The sequence below is a fragment of the Patescibacteria group bacterium genome, from assembly GCA_041664365.1.
In the GTDB taxonomy this organism is placed as follows: Bacteria; Patescibacteriota; Patescibacteriia; order UM-FILTER-42-10; family UM-FILTER-42-10; genus JAHJEX01.
Genome location: JBAYKW010000001.1, coordinates 137,320 through 158,054, shown reverse-complemented (window position 1 = coordinate 158,054; position 20,735 = coordinate 137,320). Strand labels below are relative to the sequence as shown.

Annotated in this window: 26 protein-coding genes; 8 read left to right on the top strand and 18 right to left on the bottom strand. The window is 40.1% G+C overall.

The annotated features are described in order from the left end of the window. The first annotated feature begins 34 nt into the window (after positions 1–34). The 7 genes from WCW66_00830 (at position 35) to WCW66_00800 (ending at position 4,232) form a co-directional block, all read left to right on the top strand. Positions 35–859 carry a hypothetical protein gene (locus WCW66_00830; protein ID MFA6391282.1) on the top strand — a complete coding sequence of 275 codons (825 nt, stop codon included), beginning with the start codon at positions 35–37 and terminating at the stop codon, positions 857–859. A gap of 8 nt (positions 860–867) precedes the next feature. Beyond that, positions 868–1,845, top strand: coding sequence for a class I SAM-dependent methyltransferase (locus tag WCW66_00825; protein ID MFA6391281.1), 978 nt, complete (start codon positions 868–870; stop codon positions 1,843–1,845). Between the two features lie 181 nt (positions 1,846–2,026). Then, positions 2,027–2,455: an NUDIX domain-containing protein gene (locus WCW66_00820; GenBank protein ID MFA6391280.1), complete on the top strand. Its 429-nt coding sequence runs from the start codon at positions 2,027–2,029 to the stop codon at positions 2,453–2,455. Positions 2,456–2,527: 72 nt separating this feature from the next. Further along, positions 2,528–3,022: an AAA family ATPase gene (locus tag WCW66_00815; protein ID MFA6391279.1), complete on the top strand. Its 495-nt coding sequence runs from the start codon at positions 2,528–2,530 to the stop codon at positions 3,020–3,022. Further along, a complete protein-coding gene (locus tag WCW66_00810; GenBank protein MFA6391278.1) occupies positions 3,019–3,429 on the top strand; it encodes a hypothetical protein in 411 nt (136 codons plus the stop codon). The genes WCW66_00815 and WCW66_00810 overlap by 4 nt, the downstream gene beginning before the upstream one ends. Positions 3,430–3,542: 113 nt before the next feature. Further along, the gene (locus WCW66_00805) at positions 3,543–3,821 is read left to right on the top strand and encodes a YdeI/OmpD-associated family protein (protein MFA6391277.1); all 279 of its coding nucleotides are present in this window, start codon (positions 3,543–3,545) and stop codon (positions 3,819–3,821) included. A gap of 111 nt (positions 3,822–3,932) precedes the next feature. Then, on the top strand, positions 3,933–4,232 hold the full coding sequence (locus tag WCW66_00800) for a hypothetical protein (protein ID MFA6391276.1): 300 nt from the start codon (positions 3,933–3,935) through the stop codon (positions 4,230–4,232). A gap of 208 nt (positions 4,233–4,440) precedes the next feature. Here WCW66_00800 and WCW66_00795 read toward each other — a convergent pair whose 3' ends face one another. The 18 genes from WCW66_00795 to WCW66_00710 all read right to left on the bottom strand — a co-directional run bounded on the left by WCW66_00795 (position 4,441) and on the right by WCW66_00710 (position 19,618). Continuing rightward, the gene (locus WCW66_00795) at positions 4,441–5,694 is read right to left on the bottom strand and encodes a hypothetical protein (GenBank protein MFA6391275.1); all 1,254 of its coding nucleotides are present in this window, start codon (positions 5,692–5,694) and stop codon (positions 4,441–4,443) included. 110 nt (positions 5,695–5,804) lie between these two features. Beyond that, positions 5,805–6,806 (bottom strand): hemolysin family protein, encoded by a 1,002-nt coding sequence (locus WCW66_00790; GenBank protein ID MFA6391274.1) that lies wholly within the window; start codon positions 6,804–6,806, stop codon positions 5,805–5,807. Between the two features lies 1 nt (position 6,807). Next, positions 6,808–7,386 (bottom strand): nucleoside triphosphate pyrophosphatase, encoded by a 579-nt coding sequence (locus tag WCW66_00785; protein ID MFA6391273.1) that lies wholly within the window; start codon positions 7,384–7,386, stop codon positions 6,808–6,810. Positions 7,387–7,390: 4 nt separating this feature from the next. Then, positions 7,391–8,074, bottom strand: coding sequence for a hypothetical protein (locus WCW66_00780; protein MFA6391272.1), 684 nt, complete (start codon positions 8,072–8,074; stop codon positions 7,391–7,393). A 42-nt stretch (positions 8,075–8,116) separates the two neighbouring features. After that, positions 8,117–8,581, bottom strand: coding sequence for a hypothetical protein (locus WCW66_00775; GenBank protein ID MFA6391271.1), 465 nt, complete (start codon positions 8,579–8,581; stop codon positions 8,117–8,119). Beyond that, complete coding sequence (locus WCW66_00770; protein ID MFA6391270.1) at positions 8,581–8,925, bottom strand: metal-sulfur cluster assembly factor; 345 nt, start codon at positions 8,923–8,925, stop codon at positions 8,581–8,583. Before WCW66_00770 ends, WCW66_00775 begins: the two co-directional genes overlap by 1 nt. Next, a complete protein-coding gene (locus tag WCW66_00765) occupies positions 8,918–10,156 on the bottom strand; it encodes an ABC transporter permease (GenBank protein ID MFA6391269.1) in 1,239 nt (412 codons plus the stop codon). The genes WCW66_00770 and WCW66_00765 overlap by 8 nt, the downstream gene beginning before the upstream one ends. Continuing rightward, entirely contained in the window at positions 10,153–10,839 is a 687-nt protein-coding gene (locus tag WCW66_00760; protein MFA6391268.1) for an ABC transporter ATP-binding protein, read from the bottom strand. The genes WCW66_00765 and WCW66_00760 overlap by 4 nt, the downstream gene beginning before the upstream one ends. A 4-nt stretch (positions 10,840–10,843) precedes the next feature. Then, positions 10,844–11,116, bottom strand: a complete 273-nt coding sequence (locus WCW66_00755) for a hypothetical protein (protein MFA6391267.1) — start codon at positions 11,114–11,116, stop codon at positions 10,844–10,846. A gap of 37 nt (positions 11,117–11,153) precedes the next feature. Next, positions 11,154–12,059, bottom strand: a complete 906-nt coding sequence (locus tag WCW66_00750) for a PHP domain-containing protein (GenBank protein ID MFA6391266.1) — start codon at positions 12,057–12,059, stop codon at positions 11,154–11,156. Beyond that, positions 12,040–12,564: an NUDIX domain-containing protein gene (locus WCW66_00745; protein ID MFA6391265.1), complete on the bottom strand. Its 525-nt coding sequence runs from the start codon at positions 12,562–12,564 to the stop codon at positions 12,040–12,042. Before WCW66_00745 ends, WCW66_00750 begins: the two co-directional genes overlap by 20 nt. Positions 12,565–12,776: 212 nt before the next feature. After that, positions 12,777–14,366: a bifunctional phosphoribosylaminoimidazolecarboxamide formyltransferase/IMP cyclohydrolase gene (gene purH / locus WCW66_00740; protein ID MFA6391264.1), complete on the bottom strand. Its 1,590-nt coding sequence runs from the start codon at positions 14,364–14,366 to the stop codon at positions 12,777–12,779. A 137-nt stretch (positions 14,367–14,503) separates the two neighbouring features. Beyond that, entirely contained in the window at positions 14,504–15,352 is an 849-nt protein-coding gene (locus WCW66_00735; protein MFA6391263.1) for a histone deacetylase, read from the bottom strand. Between the two features lie 88 nt (positions 15,353–15,440). Beyond that, entirely contained in the window at positions 15,441–16,229 is a 789-nt protein-coding gene (locus WCW66_00730; GenBank protein MFA6391262.1) for an alpha/beta fold hydrolase, read from the bottom strand. Positions 16,230–16,264: 35 nt separating this feature from the next. Further along, positions 16,265–16,771 (bottom strand): MauE/DoxX family redox-associated membrane protein, encoded by a 507-nt coding sequence (locus WCW66_00725; GenBank protein ID MFA6391261.1) that lies wholly within the window; start codon positions 16,769–16,771, stop codon positions 16,265–16,267. 127 nt (positions 16,772–16,898) lie between these two features. After that, positions 16,899–18,356: a PEP-utilizing enzyme gene (locus WCW66_00720; protein MFA6391260.1), complete on the bottom strand. Its 1,458-nt coding sequence runs from the start codon at positions 18,354–18,356 to the stop codon at positions 16,899–16,901. 28 nt (positions 18,357–18,384) lie between these two features. Further along, complete coding sequence (locus WCW66_00715) at positions 18,385–19,146, bottom strand: alpha/beta fold hydrolase (protein MFA6391259.1); 762 nt, start codon at positions 19,144–19,146, stop codon at positions 18,385–18,387. A gap of 1 nt (position 19,147) precedes the next feature. Then, positions 19,148–19,618 (bottom strand): hypothetical protein, encoded by a 471-nt coding sequence (locus WCW66_00710; GenBank protein MFA6391258.1) that lies wholly within the window; start codon positions 19,616–19,618, stop codon positions 19,148–19,150. 119 nt (positions 19,619–19,737) lie between these two features. Here WCW66_00710 and rlmN point away from each other — a divergent pair, with 119 nt between their 5' ends. Continuing rightward, the gene (rlmN, locus tag WCW66_00705; protein ID MFA6391257.1) at positions 19,738–20,730 is read left to right on the top strand and encodes a 23S rRNA (adenine(2503)-C(2))-methyltransferase RlmN; all 993 of its coding nucleotides are present in this window, start codon (positions 19,738–19,740) and stop codon (positions 20,728–20,730) included. Positions 20,731–20,735: the final 5 nt, after the last annotated feature.

Genomic DNA, 20,735 nt, shown 5'->3' with positions numbered 1-20,735 from the left:
CAATTATATTGAATAGTAATAAATTATAAAAAGTATGAAAACTTTTTTTGAATCACCAACAAGAGAAAGCTCTGATAAAAAACCTACCGAACAAACTGCCGTCGAATCTGAAAACCCCCCTGAAGACATACTGATAACCAGACAAGTGGATGAAATTGCGGAAAAAAGAATAATGGACTGTATTGACGCGGATTATGTACTAAAAAATATTCCATTTTTATTAGAATACTGGGGGCAAAAAAAAGCGATAGAAGTGATTATGTCTCTTGCCCGCTTAGTCATTGAGTTGGAAGATAGGATAACAAATTATGATACTATAATTAGTGATGACGCTAGCGGTAGGATTATATCCTTATTTTTAAGAGAAGTAATTAACAGAAAAAAAGCTGAATTAGAAGAAGAACCTGTACAAACATTCTTTATAGCAGGAGGACAACATCATAATGCTCAAATCAATGAAGCTATCCAACAATTTATTGCTGAAAAAAAATTATCCATCGATAAAGCTTTACTGGTAACAGAACACATACAAACCGGATACAGTATAGGATCTTTAGCTAGAATACTTGAAAAGCAGGATGTAGATTTTGACATTGCATCATTATCCGTAGATGATCCACAAGATCTCGGAAATTTAGAAACTCTGAAAAACAAAAAAATTATTTATGGATCTACGGATTTTGCTGGATTATCTTTTTACAAAAGAATGTTTACTGGCGTTGAAAAAACTAATCAAATCAGTGCCCATCCAACTAAAAATTCCTCCCCTTCAACAATGGAAGAAGTAAAAAAAGCAAGGCAAGAAATGAAATTTATAGCCGCAGAAATCTCAAGAATTATATTAGAAAAAAAGGATTAATATTTATTATGAAACTGAATTTTAGATCTATTGTAAAAGGCATAGGACATTCACCATTAATTGATGTATTATTATTTCCATTTGTATTTATTTCAGCGGTTATTTTACGTGCTGTTCGTCGCATCGGCTTAGAACATCTGAAAATATCCAAAAAAGCTTTATTGAAAGTTGGAGTAATGCCGATTTGCAATCATTATTATGAGCCACTATTTGATAAAAAATGCCTACGCAAACCCTTATCAGAAAATCGAGAATTGCCAGGAATTGATTGGAATATTACAGAACAAATTTCTCTTTTAGAGAAGTTTCATTACAATGATGAATTTGATAATATCCCAAGTGATTATATAGATGATCTGTCATTTAACTTTAATAATGATTCATTTGAATCAGGTGATGCCGAATACTGGTATAATATTGTTAGACTTAAAAAACCCAAGACAATTGTTGAAATTGGTAGTGGCAGTTCAACAAAGATTGCTCAATTGGCTATTAAAAAAAATATAATTGAAGATGAAAATTATAAATGCGAACATATTTGTATTGAACCATACGAAATGCCTTGGCTTGAGGAACTGAATGTTGATGTTATTCGTAAGAAAGTTGAAGAAGTCAACAAGGAAGTATTTAAAAAATTAGATACTAATGATATTCTTTTCATTGACTCATCACACATGATACGTCCTCAAGGAGACGTATTGTACGAGTATCTTGAATTATTACCTACTTTAAATAACGGGGTGATTGTCCATATTCATGATATCTTTTCGCCTAAAGACTATCCGGAAGATTGGGTAATTGGAAAAGTGAGGTTCTGGAATGAACAATACTTGCTGGAAGCATTTCTAACATCTAATAGTAAATGGAGAATTATTGGGGCATTAAACTTTTTACATCATAAAAAATATAAATTATTAAAGGATAAATGCCCTAGATTGACTCCAGAAAGGGAGCCGGGTTCCTTTTATATTCAAAAACAGGCATGAATCGGCTTAAAATCCCTGCTTGACACTAGAATGAGTTCGGGCTTGCAGCCCTACGATCAAACTGCTACGCACACTATGGTGGTTTGCTCCGCAAATATTTTACCGCAAAGCTCGCTCATAACGTCGCATACGCTTGTCTGTTAGGCGAAATATTTTCAAAATATATATTAAAAATAAACTTATGTCTCAAAATAATGAATCCAATCCTCCATCTATTGGAGTGGCTACGGTTGTAGCAAAAGAGGGGAAAATTGCCATTGGCAAAGATACTCGTAAGGGAGAAGCTGTCTTTGGTGTTCCAGGTGGACATTGGGAATCAGGCGAAACGCTAAAAGAATGTGCTGCTCGTGAGGTTAAAGAGGAAAGTGGTATTAAAATAGAAAATATTCAACTTATTTCGGTATATGATTTTTATAGAACCGATAAAGAAAAAAGTTATGTTACTATTGGAATGAAGGCAGATTATGTAGATGGTAACTTTTCCGATCTCGAGAACGAGGGACGATTGGATTGGCAATGGTATACACCAAAGGATGCTTTAAAACTTAATCTATTCCCGGCAGACAAAATTTTGATAGAAAGATATTTATCTGGAATAATTTTTGAATAAACAAGTATTTTTGAAAAATACATCGCCGAGCACCGGATATGAGGCAAAAAGAAATAATTTTTTATCCTTCATATGAACTATTATATTATAATTAGAGGTCCACTAGGTTGTGGTAAATCCACAATTTCTGAAAAATTAACAAAAATAATTGATGCTAAATATTTTGCTATTGATAGAATTTTAGATGAGGGTCATTTTACCTTAAGTGAAGAAGATGGTTATGTCTCACAAGAAAGTTTTAAAAAAGCAAATAATATAATAATCCCCGAAGCGATTAAAATTTTAAAATCCGGTAAATCAATTATTTTTGATGGTAATTTTTATTGGAAATCTCAAATTGATGATTTAATAAAAAAGATTGATTTTCCCCATTATGTATTTACCCTAAAAGCCCCCGTTGAGCTTTGTATAGAGAGAGATGCGAAAAGGGATAAGGCTCATGGAAAAGATGCTGCCACTGTTGTCCATAAAAAATCTACTGAATTTACTTATGGCACAGAAATTGATGTTACTAAAAATATTGATGAATGTACAAAAAAAATACTTTCATATTTACCAAAAATATGAAAATCGTAATATGCGGGAGCATGTCATCCGCTGTTCAAATGTTAGATATAGAGAAGGAATTGCTTAAGCATAATCATGAAGTAATATTGCCAAAGCATACAAAAGAGTATGCTGAAATGGGATTAGGTGTGGACACTTCCTATGAATCAATCAAAGATAAGATTGAACAAGATCTGATACGTGATTATTTTGAAGAGATAAAAAAAGCTGACGCAGTGCTGATTGTTAATGTTGATAAAAATGGTATTCACAATTATATCGGCGGAAACGCTTTTCTGGAGATGGGGTTTGCGCATTGTTTAAACAAAACAATTTTCATGTTGAACAATATTCCTGACATGTTTTACTCTGATGAAATTCTGGCTATGCAACCGATTACATTGAACGGAGATTTGGCTAAAATATAATAATTTACTAAGTTTTATTTATCAATTTTTGCCTTTTATCTGTAAGAGGATATAATTATAATATATCCTGTGTTCAGATATTACGTTTAGCTTAATAATATTTACAAAATACTATGATTGAAAAGCAGAAAGAATCGGGCCCACTTCATAAAGTCCCAAAGGATCTAAATGAAGTTTTAAAAGCCAATTCTGATTTACTGGCAGTATGGGACAATCTTACTCCCCTTGCCCGCAATGAGTGGATTTGCTGGGTTACAATTGTAAAGAAACCCGAGACAAGAAAAGAACATCTGGAACGCTTGTCAGCTGAACTACTTGAAGGAAAACGCAGACCCTGCTGTTGGCCCGGTTGCCCTCATCGCAGACCAAGTGCAAAGAAGTGGTTTAAATAAAGACAGTCCCCATATTTTGCGTATCGTGGATCAAATAAGCCGGGATTAATTTTACTTTTCATGATAAATAGTATAAGCTAGCATTAGTCTTAAATTATTAACAATAAAACTATGATAGGCGATTTCAAAATGGATCAAGACCAAAATCCAGATTTAGCATCAAAAAAATTTAAAGTTGTTCCTGCAGACGATGCAAACTACGATAATTGTATCGTAATTAACGATGGTGCAAGATTTGAATCACCAGAAGAAATTATACCCTTCGCGATTGAAAATGGAGCTTTCTTAGACAATAGCCACGACGAAGCGGGAGACGACGAATATTTAATACAATTCCCAGGGGGTAAGCAGGAGTCGCTAACATCTGATGAAATTTTAGGAATACTCAGAGAACTACAGTCAGGCTATTAATATAGGATCTAGGATACTATTTCCCTAGATTCTTAACTCCATTACAACTAAGTATGAACTTAGCACCATGAACTGGTTGCTTCTGCTTTTTGGTTTATTAAAATAACTTCAATATATAAATATTTTCATCAATCGTAATATACAAGAATAAAAAAAGCGCTGTATTCCCCTCTCAAAACAGCGCGTGTACCCCTATGGGCACGATGTGCTAGAACCAGTGCTGGAATTTGATGCTTCCACCGCCGATGTTGTTTACGACCAGCTCAACCCGCAGGTAGCCAGTCTCATAATTCCGGTCATCAGGGTTAACCGTGCCGACCGGAATCTTCGCTCCCAGCTTGAACTCCGTCCTGGACTGCTCGGGATCGGTGAGACTGTGCAGAGAGGGGTCATAGATCAGGTCAGACGACTCGACCCACGTAGCACCGATGTACGGCCGTGCGACTCCCAGAATTGAACCAGGATAGGTCGCGTAACCGGTCAGATCGTTCTCGATCAAAGTCGCATCCCCGGCGTCCACTGACATCAGTGATGCGGCGAAAGTGATCAGACCGAAATCACTGGCGTCGTATGCCGATCCGATTCCCGGATCCCCCATGTTCCGTCCGGCGATGATCTGCGTCCGTTTCAAACCGCCACGCAACGCGGCCTCGTGAATCCCAAGCGTTGCATGCTGACCGAAATCCGCCCAAAGTGCCAGAATCCCCAGCGCATACCGCGAATTCGGCTTCAGACGGTAGAATACCGAAAGGGCCGGATTCACGCCGGACGATCCGGAGTTTGTGTGGTGTGAAGCGCCAAAAATCCAGGTGGGTTTCGCCTCAGTGAAATTGTAGTTGGCGCCGGCCAAAAGACGGAAGCGCGTGTCCGGCACCGAATACAGATACCCTCCGCCGATTCGCTCGAAGCTCTCCGCTTCAGCAGAAGAACCGTGACCAGTCGTCAGAAACCGCTCGTACGACCCGTTGCCGTACCACGTACCGTGTCCTCGGTTCAGTTTCGCCTGCAGGAACGTGAATGTGGTCCCGGCCAGATCACGCTCCAGACCGGCATCCAGTCCCCGATCACCGCCACGGTAGCAGGGGTACAGTCCGAACGCGGAATAGGGATCGTCGTTCATGTATTCAGCCTGCGTGTAGGCCACCTTCAGCGAAAGAGGCCGGCTGAACTGCAGGCTTACTCCTGCGGCAAATTCATGCTTGGTCAGAGCGAGTCCCGCGCTCTCCGGCACGTTGTTGTCGTATTCCTTGTACTGGAAGCCAAAAAGCATGCTGTGCGTGCGCGGATCCGTGGCGAACAGCTTCAAGCCGAACGCCGTGATGTCTCCAACCTGTTCACCGCCCACTTGCCGGGGGCTTGCATCGAGTCCGGCAACGGCCTTGTACTGGAGCTCGGCAGCTGTTGCCGAAAGACCAGGCAGCACCATCAGAATGATGGCACACAAACACAAAAGGGTTCTCATGCGGAAACCTCCCGGAATTGAGACTTTGGTTACTAACTTCGACCTAATTTTATGAGCAAACTGACCAAAAACAGATCAGTCCGTTACTTTAACTGATTGAGCAATAAATATCAAGCAATCTGTCCGCTTTCTATTTTGTCACTTTCGTCCTCTATTTCCCCCACCAGTTCTTCCAACAAGTCCTCTAAAGTGGCTATACCAACAGTCCTCTGTTGTTTATCAACAATCACAGCAATGTGGACATGAGTTCTTTGAAATATTTTGAACAAATATTTTATCTTAAAATCCTCATCAACAATAATCGGCTTTTTGGCGATCTGATTTATCTGAATTGAATCATTTTTTTTCACTAACTGACGTGCAATGTCTTTTGCCAGCGCCACACTAACGATATTTTTGGGATCTCTCTCATAGATCGGGACGCGTGAATATCCACTCAGAATTATTTTATTCATCGCTTCAGCAACGTTTTTCTCGCCAGGTAGAGAAAAAATATTTTTAAAAGGCACCATAATTTCTTTCACCGATATATCACTGAATTTCAGAGCGCGGTTCATGATGTACTGCTCATGCGGTTCGATTACATTTTTTTCCACACCGAACTGGATCATTTCTTTTATTTCTGTTTCTGTTATCGATTCATGATCCTGCACCTTTACTAATTTGTGCATTGCGCTGGTTATCCATTCCAATAGCCAGGTAACAGGAAATATTACTATGCCGAACAAATATATTGGACGCGAAATCCACAGTGAAATTGTACCAGAAAACCGGTTAGCAAATGTTTTTGGGGTAATCTCTCCGAAGATCAATACCAGTAGAGTCAGTATTCCGGTAGCATAACCAAGCGCTGCCGAACCGAAACTATCATTAACGATTATTGACATGAGCGATGCCGCAGAAATATTCGCTACGTTGTTACCGACCAGTATCACAATAATCATTCTGCGTGGATTTCTTTTTAACTTTTGCAGTGTACCCGCTCCCCTTTTTTTCTGTTTGAGGAACGTTCGTACTTTCACATCGGTTATGGAAAGCAATGCGCTTTCAGCTGCGGAAAAAAAACCAGCAATCAGTAGAAGCGCGATTAATATAATAGTATTGATTAGCATTTTATTTCATTACTGTAATTCCAAATTTTTTTAGTGCTTCTGCAACCATGTAAATTGGTAACCCGACAACGCTGAAATAATCACCAGACAGCTTCCGGATCAGTACTGCACCGTATTCCTGAACAGCGAAAGCGCCCGCTTTATCCAGTGGTTCTCCGGTCCTGATGTACCATTCTATCTCACCGGACGTCAGATTCTTAATAGAAACCTTTGCGGTACTGTGACCGGAATGTTTCTTTCCCGTTCCCGCGTCAATAATCGCAAAACCGGTTATCACCAAAACATCTTTTCCACTGATCTTTTTCAGCATTTTTCGGGCATCAGCTTTATTCTTCGGCTTGCCCAGTAACTGTCCGCCTAGCACTACAAAGGTATCCGCACCGATGACAATCCCCTTTGCGTGCCTTTTTGCCACGGCCTGTGCTTTGCTCAAAGCCAAAAACTTGGCCAGACGGACCGGTGATATTTTTTTCCCCATGTCCTCCTGGTATTTGCTGTCTTCAACTGAAAATTTCAAACCTATATTTTTCAGCAGTTCAGTTCTTCTTGGTGATGTAGAGGCAAGTATAATTTTTTTCATACTATTATATTGGCCGCTTCATCAGCGTGCTTTTTATAAAATATATCGGCAAGGTCACAATTAGGGCAAAAAATTCCATCAGCGCTCCTAATGATACCACGCGCCCGAGATATTTGTTAATCAATTTTTCAATTAATTCATTCCCAATTCCATAATACATCATAGCACCACCTAAAATGGTTAGAAATAGAATTCCCCATATGGCGTTTCTTATATCAACAGTGCTTGGCGCTATAGACGCTGAAATACCTGTTGCAAGGTACAAAAATAACCAAAACATCCAGTTATTGCTGTACTGTTTAAAAAATTCTAATGCGCTCTGAAAAAGAGTATTTACATTTTGCAGAAATTCCGCTGAAAAATCAATTACCGGCAGTGAATTATGATAACCGAATAACACAAAAAGACCCCATAGTGATAATGAACATCCGATTAACGGAGCAAGGCCGATTATAGGTTTTCCAATGATCGGGATTCTCGGAGGACCATGTTCCACCTCTCCGCCACTCGGGGCAAAAAAGCTGATCTTCATGATTTTAGCTCCAACTAAAACACATGCTACAGCATGGCTCAGCTCATGAATGACTATTCCTAATGTGATAAACCAACGGTATCCGTGTTTTGGAAATATTCTGCTCCACAAATAATCCAGCACAAAACTGAATACTATCAACATTACAAACCACATAAGAAATGCTAAATATTCCGCCATTGATAATTAGAAAAATAATTATTCTTCAAAATACGATTTTTGAACTTTAAAAAATGATATATAAGCTGATTCGGATGATTCAAAATACTCTCCAGTCTGATTAACAAGCATTGCTTTCAACGTGTATTCTCCCTCCTCTACCGTCCTGATCATTTGACTCCCCGAATTACTCACTGGACTGAATGAACCTGAAACTTTGATAACTGTTTCGCCATTTTTTATTAATTCAAAATCAACTCTTTGTACATTACTTGTTTCCCCGGATAATGAATATTGCGCGACCAGCGGCCCGGGATTCAGTATTGCCTGGTTTCCCGGAAATATTAAACGAACTTTCGGCTCGTCCTCCAGATTAATCTCCTGACCCGCAGTACTGCTTTTGTCATTTTCATCCATAAAATAATTATTTTGAGCAAGCCATACCCACAATAATATTATTCCAAACAGAATTGCTACTATTACGGTTATTTTTTTATTATTCATTACGATAGTCCTAATTCATCTTTAGCGCTTTCTTTTACCATATCCGGTGTCCAGGGCGGATCCCAAACCAGAAACACTTTAACAGTTTTTACGTTTGGTATTTTTTCCAGCACATCCTGTGCCTGCCTGGTAATCGGCCCGGCCAGCGGACAGCCCGGAAATGTTAATGTCATTTTCAGAGTGATTGAATTGTCTCGGATAACAAGTTTATAAACCAGTCCGAGATCAACAATATTAATGCCTAATTCAGGATCGATCACTTCCATTAGAGCATTTTCCGCGTCCTGGCGGGTAATTTTTTTTGGAAGTTTTTTCGCGGTTTTCTTCTCAGTTTTTTTATTCATAGCGCAATGCTTCTATTGGATTTTTTCTAGCGGCCTTTGATGCCGGCATTATTCCAAATACTATTCCGACAATCACCGAAACACCAAATGCCAGCCCGAGTGAATTTATAGTTATCAATGCCGGAATCCCATAATACTGCGTAATAAACTGCGTAACCAGAAATGCCAGTCCAACCCCGATAAAACCACCGACCAGGCTTAATACGCTTGATTCAACTAAAAACTGGAACAGAATATTTGATCCCGAAGCACCCAGTGCTTTCCTGATTCCGATTTCCCTGGTTCTTTCTGTTACAGAGACAAGCATGATATTCATAATTCCGATTCCTCCCACAATTAAAGATATTGCTGCTATTCCGGCAATCGCGTTTGTCAAAATTCCAAAGAATTCATCAAATAATTCTAGCATGTCATCTGTTGTCATTACTGTAAAATCCTTAATTCCCTTATGCCTTTCCAGCATTAATGCATCAATTTTATCAACACCGGGGATCACTGCGTCGGTCGATTTGAAATCAATCATAATTCGGAATATATTCAAAGCATCCATGGTATTTTCCGCTGTGGTAATCGGTATAGTATATGCTTTATGCAGATTCGGCAGCTGACTGGTCATCATATTACTTTCTTCACCGCCACCGCTCAGAAATTCCATATCTGTTTCTACCACCCCTATTACTTCAAATTCTTCTTCCAACACTTTCACTTTCTGTCCGACAGCAGACCCATTAAAATCACTCTTTGCCGCATCGCGACCCACCAGTATTACTTTCGCCTTTTCTGCTATATCTTCCGCGGAAATATTTCTGCCTTCAATTGTTTTAATATCAACAACCTCGTCCATCCGATCGTTTGTGGCTAAAACCATCGGCAGATAGGGATTACCCGCCGGTGGAGTAACCGATCCCGGAACTATCATGAGTGGAGCGACTGCATTTACATTTTCAACACCGCTGATCGCTTCCACATCGCCCATTGTCAGTGACGACATGCTCATAAATGAAGTGGGGTTCATCTCTTCGTTTGTGATATCACCTGCAATTACAGCCGCCAGATTTCCGCCGAAGGAATCAATCGCACCGGTAAATTCCTGTTTTACGCCATCTCCAATACTCACCAAAGTGATAACTGAAAATACGCCAATTATTATGCCAAGCATTGTCAAAACTGACCTTAGGCGATTCGCCCAGATCGATGAAAATGCAAATCGGATGCTTTCAAATATATTCATACCTTTTCTCCTTCCAATTCTCCGTCAACTATTCTGATAGTTTTATTTGCCCATTTAGCTATTTCCGGATCATGCGTTACGATCAATAAAGTTGTGCCTTTCTGATTGGCAGCTTTTAGCAACTCCATAATTTCTTTCCCTGTTTTAGTATCTAAATTGCCGGTCGGCTCGTCGGCCAATATAATTTCCGGTTGATTAACCAGTGCCCGGGCAATCGCCGCCCTTTGAGCTTCTCCGCCGGAAAGTTCATTCGGCTTGTGATGCATCCGCTCCGTAATCCCTACTGATTTTATCGCATCCAGGACTTTTTGCTTTCTTTTAGCCCTCGGCTCTTTGGCATAAATCAGCGGCAGTTCGACATTTTTATATACCGAATATCTGGGAAGCAGGTTATAACTTTGAAATATAAATCCAATTTTTTTTCCCCGTATTTTTGGAAATTCACGTTTGGCAATTTCTAGTATATTCTGTCCGTCCAGTTCATAGATTCCGTCAGTCGGCCAGTCCAATAATCCTATTATATTCATCAGCGTTGACTTACCAGATCCCGACGGACCCATAAATGCGATAAAATCTCCTTTATTAATCTCGAGTGAAACACGTTTAATCACAGGAAGGAATCTTTTCTTGCCTAACTGGTATGATTTATCAATTTTATGAAGTTTGATAACAGATTTTGGCATATAGTTATTTTCTTTTTATCATGATGAATAGCACACTGCCTATTAATGTTACAATCGTAAAGATTTCAGAAAACATGATTGCTACGTCACTGCTCTGAGCAAAGAAGAACTTCACAATCAAATATATCGAGCCAAATACTACCACATTTAGTACAACCAGAAACAGAAATTTCATCATGAGAGACATATGCCCGGACGGGAGCATCCGCTCCGGATCATCTTCCTGCTTATTAAACATTTTTTCCTGTTCCTTCAGCGGTTTTTTTACTTCATCCATAGTAATAATATTAATAATTAACCTATATAATTATAGCTTATTTTGCAACTAATTTCAAAATTTTTTCACCTGCGGAATACGGCACGGCACGGGTTTTTGAGATATGACCCAGAGGCAATCCGGGAATGTTACTGTTGTGAAAATCACTACCACCGGACACTTCCAGATTATTCCGCTTCGCAAATTTTAACAGATTATTTATATCTTCAACATAATGATCGGAGGCATAAGCTTCAATGCCGTCCAGACCAAGCTTCTTCAATTCCATCAGATTACTTTTCCATGAACCTTTTACCGGCCACAGTGACAGGTCAGGCGAATACCTTCTACCCAGCGGATGGGATATAAATACATAGCCGCCCGCGTCGTGTATCAGATTGATAGCATCCTTTGCGGTAAGATTTTTCTTTTCCGCGTACGCACTAGCTCCTTTGATCAAATATTTTGCAATGAATTGAGAGCGGTCAGGGACAAACCCGAAATCTTTTATCAGTTGTTTATTATTTCTTTTATCAAATATTACCTGGTCAGCAAGGTGCGGACGTCCTATAATTTTTTCTGCTCTTCTGCTAACCTTGCTATAACTGACTATATAACCAAGCCTATTAAGATTTGAAATCATCTTTTTAATGCGAACTATTCTGCTTTTTACATAAAACTGCCCCGCTTTCTTTATCGCAATGTGCTGATGATCAAATCCATAGCCTAATAAATGCAATTCTTCCCCTTTGAAAGTTACTGTTACTTCGATTCCGGAAATAAATGGAAATCCGTATTTTTTTGCAGCTTTTTTTACATCAGTCATCCCTTCAGCCGCATCATGATCACATACTACCAGTATTTCCACACCTGTTTTTTTCGCCATACGAAAAAGCTCTAAGGGGGTTAATGACCCGTCAGAGTAGGTAGAATGCACCTGCAGATCAACTTTTCTTTGTATCATTTATTTTTAAATACAGTTTAAAAGCATCAATAAATGGTCTTACAAAATTATTATTATCCTTTTTTATTCTTTTACTAATCTCATCTAATTTAACAAATTCACATTGTACAATCTCATTTGGATCAAGATTGAACGGTCCTTCTGACATACCATAAAATAGTTCATGAAATACTTTATTATTTTTCAGCTCATTTTCTATAACGTAAGACCCAACTTTTGACAGTTCAGTTACTATGCCTAATTCCTCTTTTAATTCTCGATTTGCGGATTCTTCAAATGTCTCGCCAAAGTTAACTTTTCCTCCAGCAGAAGATGTATACATGTTTGGGTATGCTTTTTTAAAATGAGGGCGTTTACAGATTAGGAGTTCATTATCTTTATTGAAAATGAAAATGTGTACTGAACGGTGATTAAGCCCCTTTTTCCTAATTTCCTCCATTGTCGCTTTCCCAATAGCATTATTACTATTATCAACGACAATCATCAATTCATTTTTTTCGTTCATATTTTATTCCTTCATTACCCATATTATATCGCATTTTACGGAATAAATCCCGTTAGAAGCTCACTTTAGGTATTAAAACCCGTATTCTCTATACCTTATGTCCATCCATCCCCGCAACGAGGTGCGAGGTATCCTGCTTCTAACGGGATAAAAAAACCTGTCAAAACTTCCGCAGTTAAGACAGGGTCCGTGAAAAATGAGCGAACCGCCCTCTAGTGCCAGAACATCCTGCGGTCGGTGAACAGCATCGCGATGCCCAGTTCGTCTGCAGCCTTGATTGAATCCTGGTCACGCATCGATCCGCCCTGCTGTACAATCGTCCTGATGCCGAACTCGCCCGCAAGGCGCACGCAGTCGTCGAACGGGAAGAAACTGTCCGAGATCAGCACCGCGTGGTGCAGATCCATGTTCTGCTCTTCCATGTTATGCATGGCCTGTTCCAGCGCGAGCCGGGTCGACTTGATTCGGCTGGTCTGTCCATTGCCGATACCGATCGTGCGCCCTTTCCAAACCACGATCACGGAATTGGACTTGACGTGCTTCGTCACCTTGCACCCGAACCTGATGTCCGGCCAGTAGTAATCCTTGATGTCAAGCTTGGTGACGCACCGGAACGACTTCCAGTCGAACGGCTCGGTGTCCATCGTCTGGACAACCATACCACCGGTCACCGGCTTGAAGTTCAGCGTACCCGGAGCCGTACTGTATGGAAGTGATTCCCCCAGCACGAACAGCGGGGTCTGTGCCTTGGCACGTTTCCTGGTGATGTGTTCGAGCGCACCCAGCGAGAAGCCAAGTGCGACGATCGCGTCCACCTTCTGCATGCAGATCGCATTGGCGAGTTCCTCTGTCACCGTGGCGTTGATCACCACAACACCGCCGAACGCGGATTCCGGATCGCATGCGAGTGCGTTCTGGAAAGCCCGCAGCGGACTGTCTTCGTCAACGCCAACTCCGCAAGGAGTACCGTGCTTGATGATCGCCGTCGCGAATTCCGGGGACAACTCACGGACCGTCTCGATGCCGGCGTTGATGTCCAGAACCGTGGTGGCCGAAAGTGGTTTACCCCAGACCTGTCCGGCATTCGCCGCAGTGTAGCACTGCATGCCGGGCAGTTCGTAGAACGCTCCCGACTGGTGCGGGTTCTCGCCGTAGCGCAGATCGTGCTTCTTCCGCAGACGCTGAACCATCCGGTCCGGGAAGCCGGTGAAATCGATATCCGAGGCCAGCCAGTCCGAGATCGTGGCGTCATACCACGCGGTATGAAGAAACGCCTCATATGCCAGTACCAGCCGATCCGTCCAATCGAAACCGACATCCTGCGGAAGACGCTGAATCACCATACCGTACTGTTCCGGCGAAGTGACAACCAGAACATGCTGATGGTTCTTCGCGGCCGCACGGATCAGAGCCACTCCGCCGATGTCGATCTGCTCGATCGCATCCTGGAAAGGAACGGCCGCGTCCGCTACCGTCTCCTCGAACGGATAGAGGTTCACGACGACCATGTCGAACGGGTAGATGCTGTGTTCGAACAGCTCCTGCATGTGAGCTTCGTTGGTCTGGTCCGCCAGGATTCCGCCGAGAATCGCCGGATGCAGGGTCTTGACCCGGCCGTCCAGAATTTCCGGGAAGCCGGTGACCTCTTCAACCGTCCTCACGGGAATCCCGGCTTCAGCCAGGTGTCTGGAAGTTCCGCCGGAAGAAACGATCTCCCAGCCGTATTCGACCAGCGTCTCTGCAAATTCGACGATCCCGCGCTTGTCGGACACGCTGATCAGAGCGCGCTGATTTGCTCGCATTTCCGCCCCTTTCGTGGCAAAGTGTGAGGTTTCACCGCAAACAACCGTTTTGAAAACGGTTTTTTAACTTATCACTCCAGACGTTACAAGTCAAATCAAAAAAGCATAGAAATCAGATATATTAAATTCCTTTTTATTTATTCCATTCCTTCTAAGAAGCTTTGTAAGCACATCGGCATATCAGCTGTATTATAGCCACCCTCCAGGACAATAAATGTCGTCAGCTTAAGCGCCTTTATTTTCTGCCCGATTTTTTTGTATGATTCAATCTCCAATTTAATTTCTCCGAGAGGATCATTTTTATAAGTATCAAATCCAAGCGAAACCGCCAGAAGTTCCGGAGTGAAATCATAAATATTTCTTATTGCAATATCCAAATTTTGCAAATAGACTTCTTCCGACGTTTTTGGTTCCATCGGATAATTATAGCAGTTGAATTTCGATGACAATCCGGTGTCCGTATACAAATGCGCTTGGTGAAGCGAAACATATATAACTTTTGTATTTCTAAAAAATATGTCTTCGGTTCCGTTCCCGTGATGGCAATCAATATCAAGAATTGCAACTTTTTTCATATTTTTCAAATTTTTAGCCACCGCAATTGCTATATTGTTAAAATAGCAAAATCCACCGTTAAAATCCTTTCCCGCATGATGTCCGGGAGGTCGCATTAAGGAAAGTGCCGTCTCGCCAGTTTGAAGGGGTATTTCACAAGCTTTAATTGCTCCGCCGGCAGCAAGCATGGAGTATGTATAAATATTTTTTACATCCGTATCATTTGTATCTATTTTGATTTCATTTTTTACTTTTTCAATCAAATCTTGTGAATGCACTAATTTAATATCCTCCTCTTGAGCCAAATCCGGCTCAATGAATTGATAACCACTTTTTTTCAGTAATTCAACACAATAGCTAATTCTCCCCGGTGTTTCCGGAGAGGCTAAGTCAATGTATTCCAAACATTTTGGTGAATAGACTATTTTCATTTTACTGCGCAATATTTATTTCTTTACTCATACGTAAATATCCAAACTGAATATTTATCGCAATATATATTAAGCTTGCTTCAGTTTTCTATAGATATTTTTTAAACCACTTTGTGGCTGCGACAATTGAGCTGTTTAGTGATTTGATTTTTCGGAATTGATGGTCACCATCCGGAACAATAAATAATTTTTTAATTGCTCTTAATTTGTGATAAAATTTACGATTATCTGCCAAAGAAACGGCGCTGTCTTTATCGCCCTGTATTATGAAGACCGGACATTGTATTTTGTCATAATAATCAAACGGCTTGACTACAGCTTGCGCATCTTTATAAAATGAATAATCAAATTTCCAATAGGTATCTCGTCCCTGATCATACATATAACTATATCCTTTTCTTTTCCATCCCTCTAATTGCCCTTTTTTATTGAAACTTTTTCTAATTATATTAAAAAAATCCAACGATGGGGCAAAAGCAACTACCGTTTTAACCTTATTAGGATTATTTGCTGCAGAAACTAGCGCCACTCCCCCGCCCAAACTTAATCCGGCCAGTCCAATTCTTTTATTATCAACAAATCTCTGTTTGGCAAGATATTTTATTGCTGAATCAACATCCTCAATCTGTTGTGTAAATTTCATTTTTGAATAGACTCCTTCGCTTTCTCCCCAGTTGGAAAAATCAAACCGCAGTACCACAAAACCTTCCACACTCAGATTACGGGATAGGACAAGCGGAATTATCTGATCCTTGGTACGTTTGAAACCATGGCAAATAATAACTGCCGGATGTTTTCTCTTTGCATCAGGAACATGGAGTACGCCAACTAGCCTCTTTCCTTTACTATTTTTAAATTCTATTCTTTTTTCGATCATTGTTTGGCCTTTCTTCCTTTATTATTTCTCCACTATTATTTATTTTTAAATATCCAACTATCCAAACTGAATTTGTTTTTATGGCTCACAGTGACTAATCCTGCAATAATTATAAACAGTAAATCTCTGACATACGTACCCCAGTCCAGCGCACTTTCAGAATCAAAACAACCGCAGGCAATTGCACCGCCACGGTAAAGAGTAGCCAGAATTGCGATCATAAAGCTAAGTAGCATCAGATTTACAATCGTTATACTGAACCTGGTGAGCAGACCGATTGCTAACATTGCGCCGATTACCAGCTCCACCCACGGCAGAGCATAACCATACCAGGTTTCCAGCGGATCGGGCAGCACATTGTACTGACGGACAGTTGCCATGAATTCATCAGGTGCCGGAATTTTTGACATAGCTGACATGATAAACACAGCGCCCAATAATATCCGAAAGACTAGTGTTGCATAATCATTCACAAATATTTTATTCATTCCAAATACTACTTTTTGATAAAATGATTTATTTTGTACTGTGATATCGTTCATTATCCTACTTTCTAGTAATAGATGCTTAATTACAAATAACTATTCAATTGACTCTAAATTAGCACTAAGCTAATTTCCTCTACAATAGTTTTATTATCAAAAACGTTCTCGCCAAAAATAATTATAATCACAATTTTTTTATTATACCATTGTTTGCGTCAACTTCTACCATATCGCCATCTTTAAAAAATTTAGTGGCAATCTTGGTTCCAATAATACAGGGTTTGTTCATTTCCCGTGAAACTACTGCCGCATGTGAAGTAATTCCTCCTTCATTGGTTACAAAAGCGCTAGCTCTATACATTAATGGAACAAAATCAACGGAAGTCATACTTGTAACAATAACATCATGATTTTTAAACTTATGAAAATCTCTACTGGACAATATAATTCTAACTACCGCCCTTACTTTGCCTTTATTGGCTATCACACCTGACAATTCTTTTCCCTTCCCGTAATTTATTTTATCCTTTGCCCTAACGGTTTGGGTTAACATTGTTTTTAGATCCGACGGCCCAAGAATAGCATATGCGTCTTTGTTGTCAGCAGGCACTACTCCACCCCATTGGCGATTTTTCAATATCTGCAATACTTTTTTATCATTTCTGAAATAGAGTCTTTCTATTTCGCGTGGGGATAATTTCCAACACTCTCGCCAGCCGGACAGTTGGTATTTATCAGCAATAGCTTGAAATAACGGGCGATAGGCAACACTCGCCCGACAGAAAACGAATTTCCTATATTCATTGAGATAAGTGCCTGACTGCAAAATTTTCACTAATCTCTTTATTTTACTATTTTTGATCCGGGCTAATTTTATTTTACTTCTTTTGATTTTCTGCTTATTGATATCAGTCAATTTTTTAATTTCCCTGGTACAATTGCCCTTCATCAATTCACTTAACTGTTTTTTTATTTCAGAAGCAGTCCAAGGATTTTCATTAAAATTAACCGGAACATATGCATATTCTTCTACGTATTTTCCAAACTTACTAGCCGCTATTTTGTCACTAGGCAAATCTTTGACTGAAAGTTTCTTGCTTTGCAGCAAAGCTCCAATTTGTAAAAGTTCTATTTGAGTTTTAGCCAATGGACTATGCTTGGTAGGATAAGTCAAATCGGACATTAGAATATCCATTTCTGCGTTAGATAGATTGTCATAATATTTCTTCAGTTCAATTTCTAAGACTGATAACATGTGACGACCGATAGCTGCAGTCAAAAAAAGACCAGCACATGATATATTTTGTGCCAGAATGTATTCTTTATAATTTTTTAAAGTATAATGCCTTTCCAATTGGTTACTTGCCAGTAACAATTTGCGCCCATATTTCGCATATTGTTTTTCCAGAATTTGTAAATTACCAGGCGCTAATAGATAGTCTTCCAAATATTTCAAATACTCAGCCAAGCTATCCTTATTAGTAAATAAATATGTTTGAAATCCGTCATGTGTCAATCCGGCATGTTTAACACTTATTAAATTGTAGTATTTAGAATATTTATAATGCCCGGAAATATCAAGACAGGCCTGAAAAAACGACATGTTCCGGCTAATAGTCAAAATCCAATCTGAATACTTCATATGCATAAATAGGAATTGTACTAAAGTGTTAAATATTTTTATCGAGCCATTTAATTGTTTCTCTTGCAAATAAGTTTATATGTTTCTTTGAAATAAGTGTATGCGGCATATTTGGCAGAATAATTCGCTTCTTCTTACACCTTAGCTGTCTATAGAGTTCAATGAACTTTTTTTGCGTGCCTGAATATTCATTACTACCATAAATAACCAATGTAGGACAAATTACTTTTTTAAGGTATTGATCTACCTTATACCTTATCCCCTCGTGATAAAGCAGGATCCCAACTTTAATATTTTTTTTCAGACCATAACTATACATATTTACCCATCCACGCCTTTTCAGTATTGAAAACATCTTTTCTCTTTCCTGTTCATATTTTAAATCATAGGTCGGTCCTTGCAGTACCATACACTTCATTCTCTTATCGCTTGAAGCTATGATATACGCCGGCATCGCCCCGATAGAAAATCCGATTATTGAATACTCCTTTTTACCCAGTATCCTTAATACATGTGAAATGATTTGTTTTGTATCTTGGATATATCCGCCCACCGTAAAATCAATAAAACTGTTTCTGCTTTCACTGGCACCGTTTGTAGCATTAAAGCGAACAACTGTATAGCCTGCCATAACCAATTCTCCGGCAGTTCCTCTCATGACCGGTTTCTCAACAAACCCGAAAAGCCCGTGGCACAAAACAACCAGCGGACCTGGATTTTTTCCCTTCCATTCCATTACCGCGTATATCGTTTTTCCTTTTCTGTTTTTTATCCGGATTTCTTTTTTCATACTAACTTCTCTCCAAAATCATTTTGATATCAATAGACGCACGTGGTAAATATTTTGACTGTAAATAATGGCAGGTAATTTCCTCATCCAGATCCTGGTTGATCGCGCGGTTACCCAGCCGGTGCACTCCATCTACCACCAAATATATTTCCTTCTGAGGGTAATAGAATATCAGTATATCCCCTGCCGGTACGTCATCATAATCATAAAAACTTTTGAAATGATCCTCATTGACCTTGGTCTGCGCCAGCGCGTAGACATCTTTCAGCCTGACCGGCAGATATTCCTCGTCTTTTTGTGCTTCTTCAAACGCATTGGTAATAATTCCGCACTTCTGGTATCTCGGCAGATAATAATCCATAATGTCAGAAACTTTCTTTTGTTCCGAAAATTCCCGCTTACCTAAAAATAGCCAAGTCTTTTTCACCCGAACGCGGATATCCTTACTGTATTTTTCCAGGAAATCTGACATAGGATAAGTATAGCAATTCCGGCATAAAACGAAAGTCCGCCGATTTCAAGCTGCGTATTTGTGTGTTATGCTAGAGGGGTGTAATATCATTAATCTAAGTAAAATCGGGCAAAAGAATCATGAATCTGGAAAAGCTATATACAATTATGGAAGATCAGCCGAAATACCGTCTCACACAGGTTAAGGACGCTGTTTTCAGACTGTTAATCGCAGATTGGGATGAAGCCACCAATATACCGAAAGAAACCAGGAAAAGATTGAGAGCGGAATGCCCGCTCGAAATAAATGGCGAAATATTTGCGTCCAAAGACAGTAAAACAACTAAGGCTCTTATCACACTTGAAGACGGACTGCAGATTGAAACCGTTTTACTGATTCACAAAGACGGTCGTCACACCGTCTGCGTTTCAACGCAAGTGGGCTGTCCGATGGGCTGTGCTTTCTGCGCCACCGGCAAACTTGGCCTCGAAAGAAATCTGACTGCCGGTGAAATTCTGGACCAGGTACTATTTTTTTCCAGATTGTTGAAGGATAAAGACGAGCGCGTTTCCAATATTGTTTTCATGGGTATGGGAGAGCCGTTTCTGAATTATGACAATGTGCTTTCGGCAATAAATTATCTGAATAAAGACTTGGGTATCGGCGCGCGACGTATTTCCGTTTCAACCTGTGGGGTAATTTACGGCATCAATAAGCTGGCGGATCTGGATCTGCAAATCAATCTCGCTATCTCTCTGCATGCACCCAACCAGAAACTGCGCGACCAACTGATGCCAGTCAGCAATCATACCCCACTGAATAAACTGTTTGAAGCCGTGGATAATTATATCGCCAAAACAGGACGGCGTGTTATGTTTGAATATCTGATGATCAAAAATGCAAACGATTCAGTGGAGCTGGCGGAACAACTGGCGGAGTTAATGAACAAACCTTTATACATGGTCAACCTGATTGCCTACAATCCGACGGATGTTTTTAAACCTTCTGATCCACGAACCATAGCGGAATTCAAAGAGGTTTTGGAGAGAGCGGGCGTCACCGTTACTCAGCGCTACAGTTTCGGACAGGATATTAATGCTGCCTGCGGACAGCTGGCGAATAAGAAATTATAAAACCT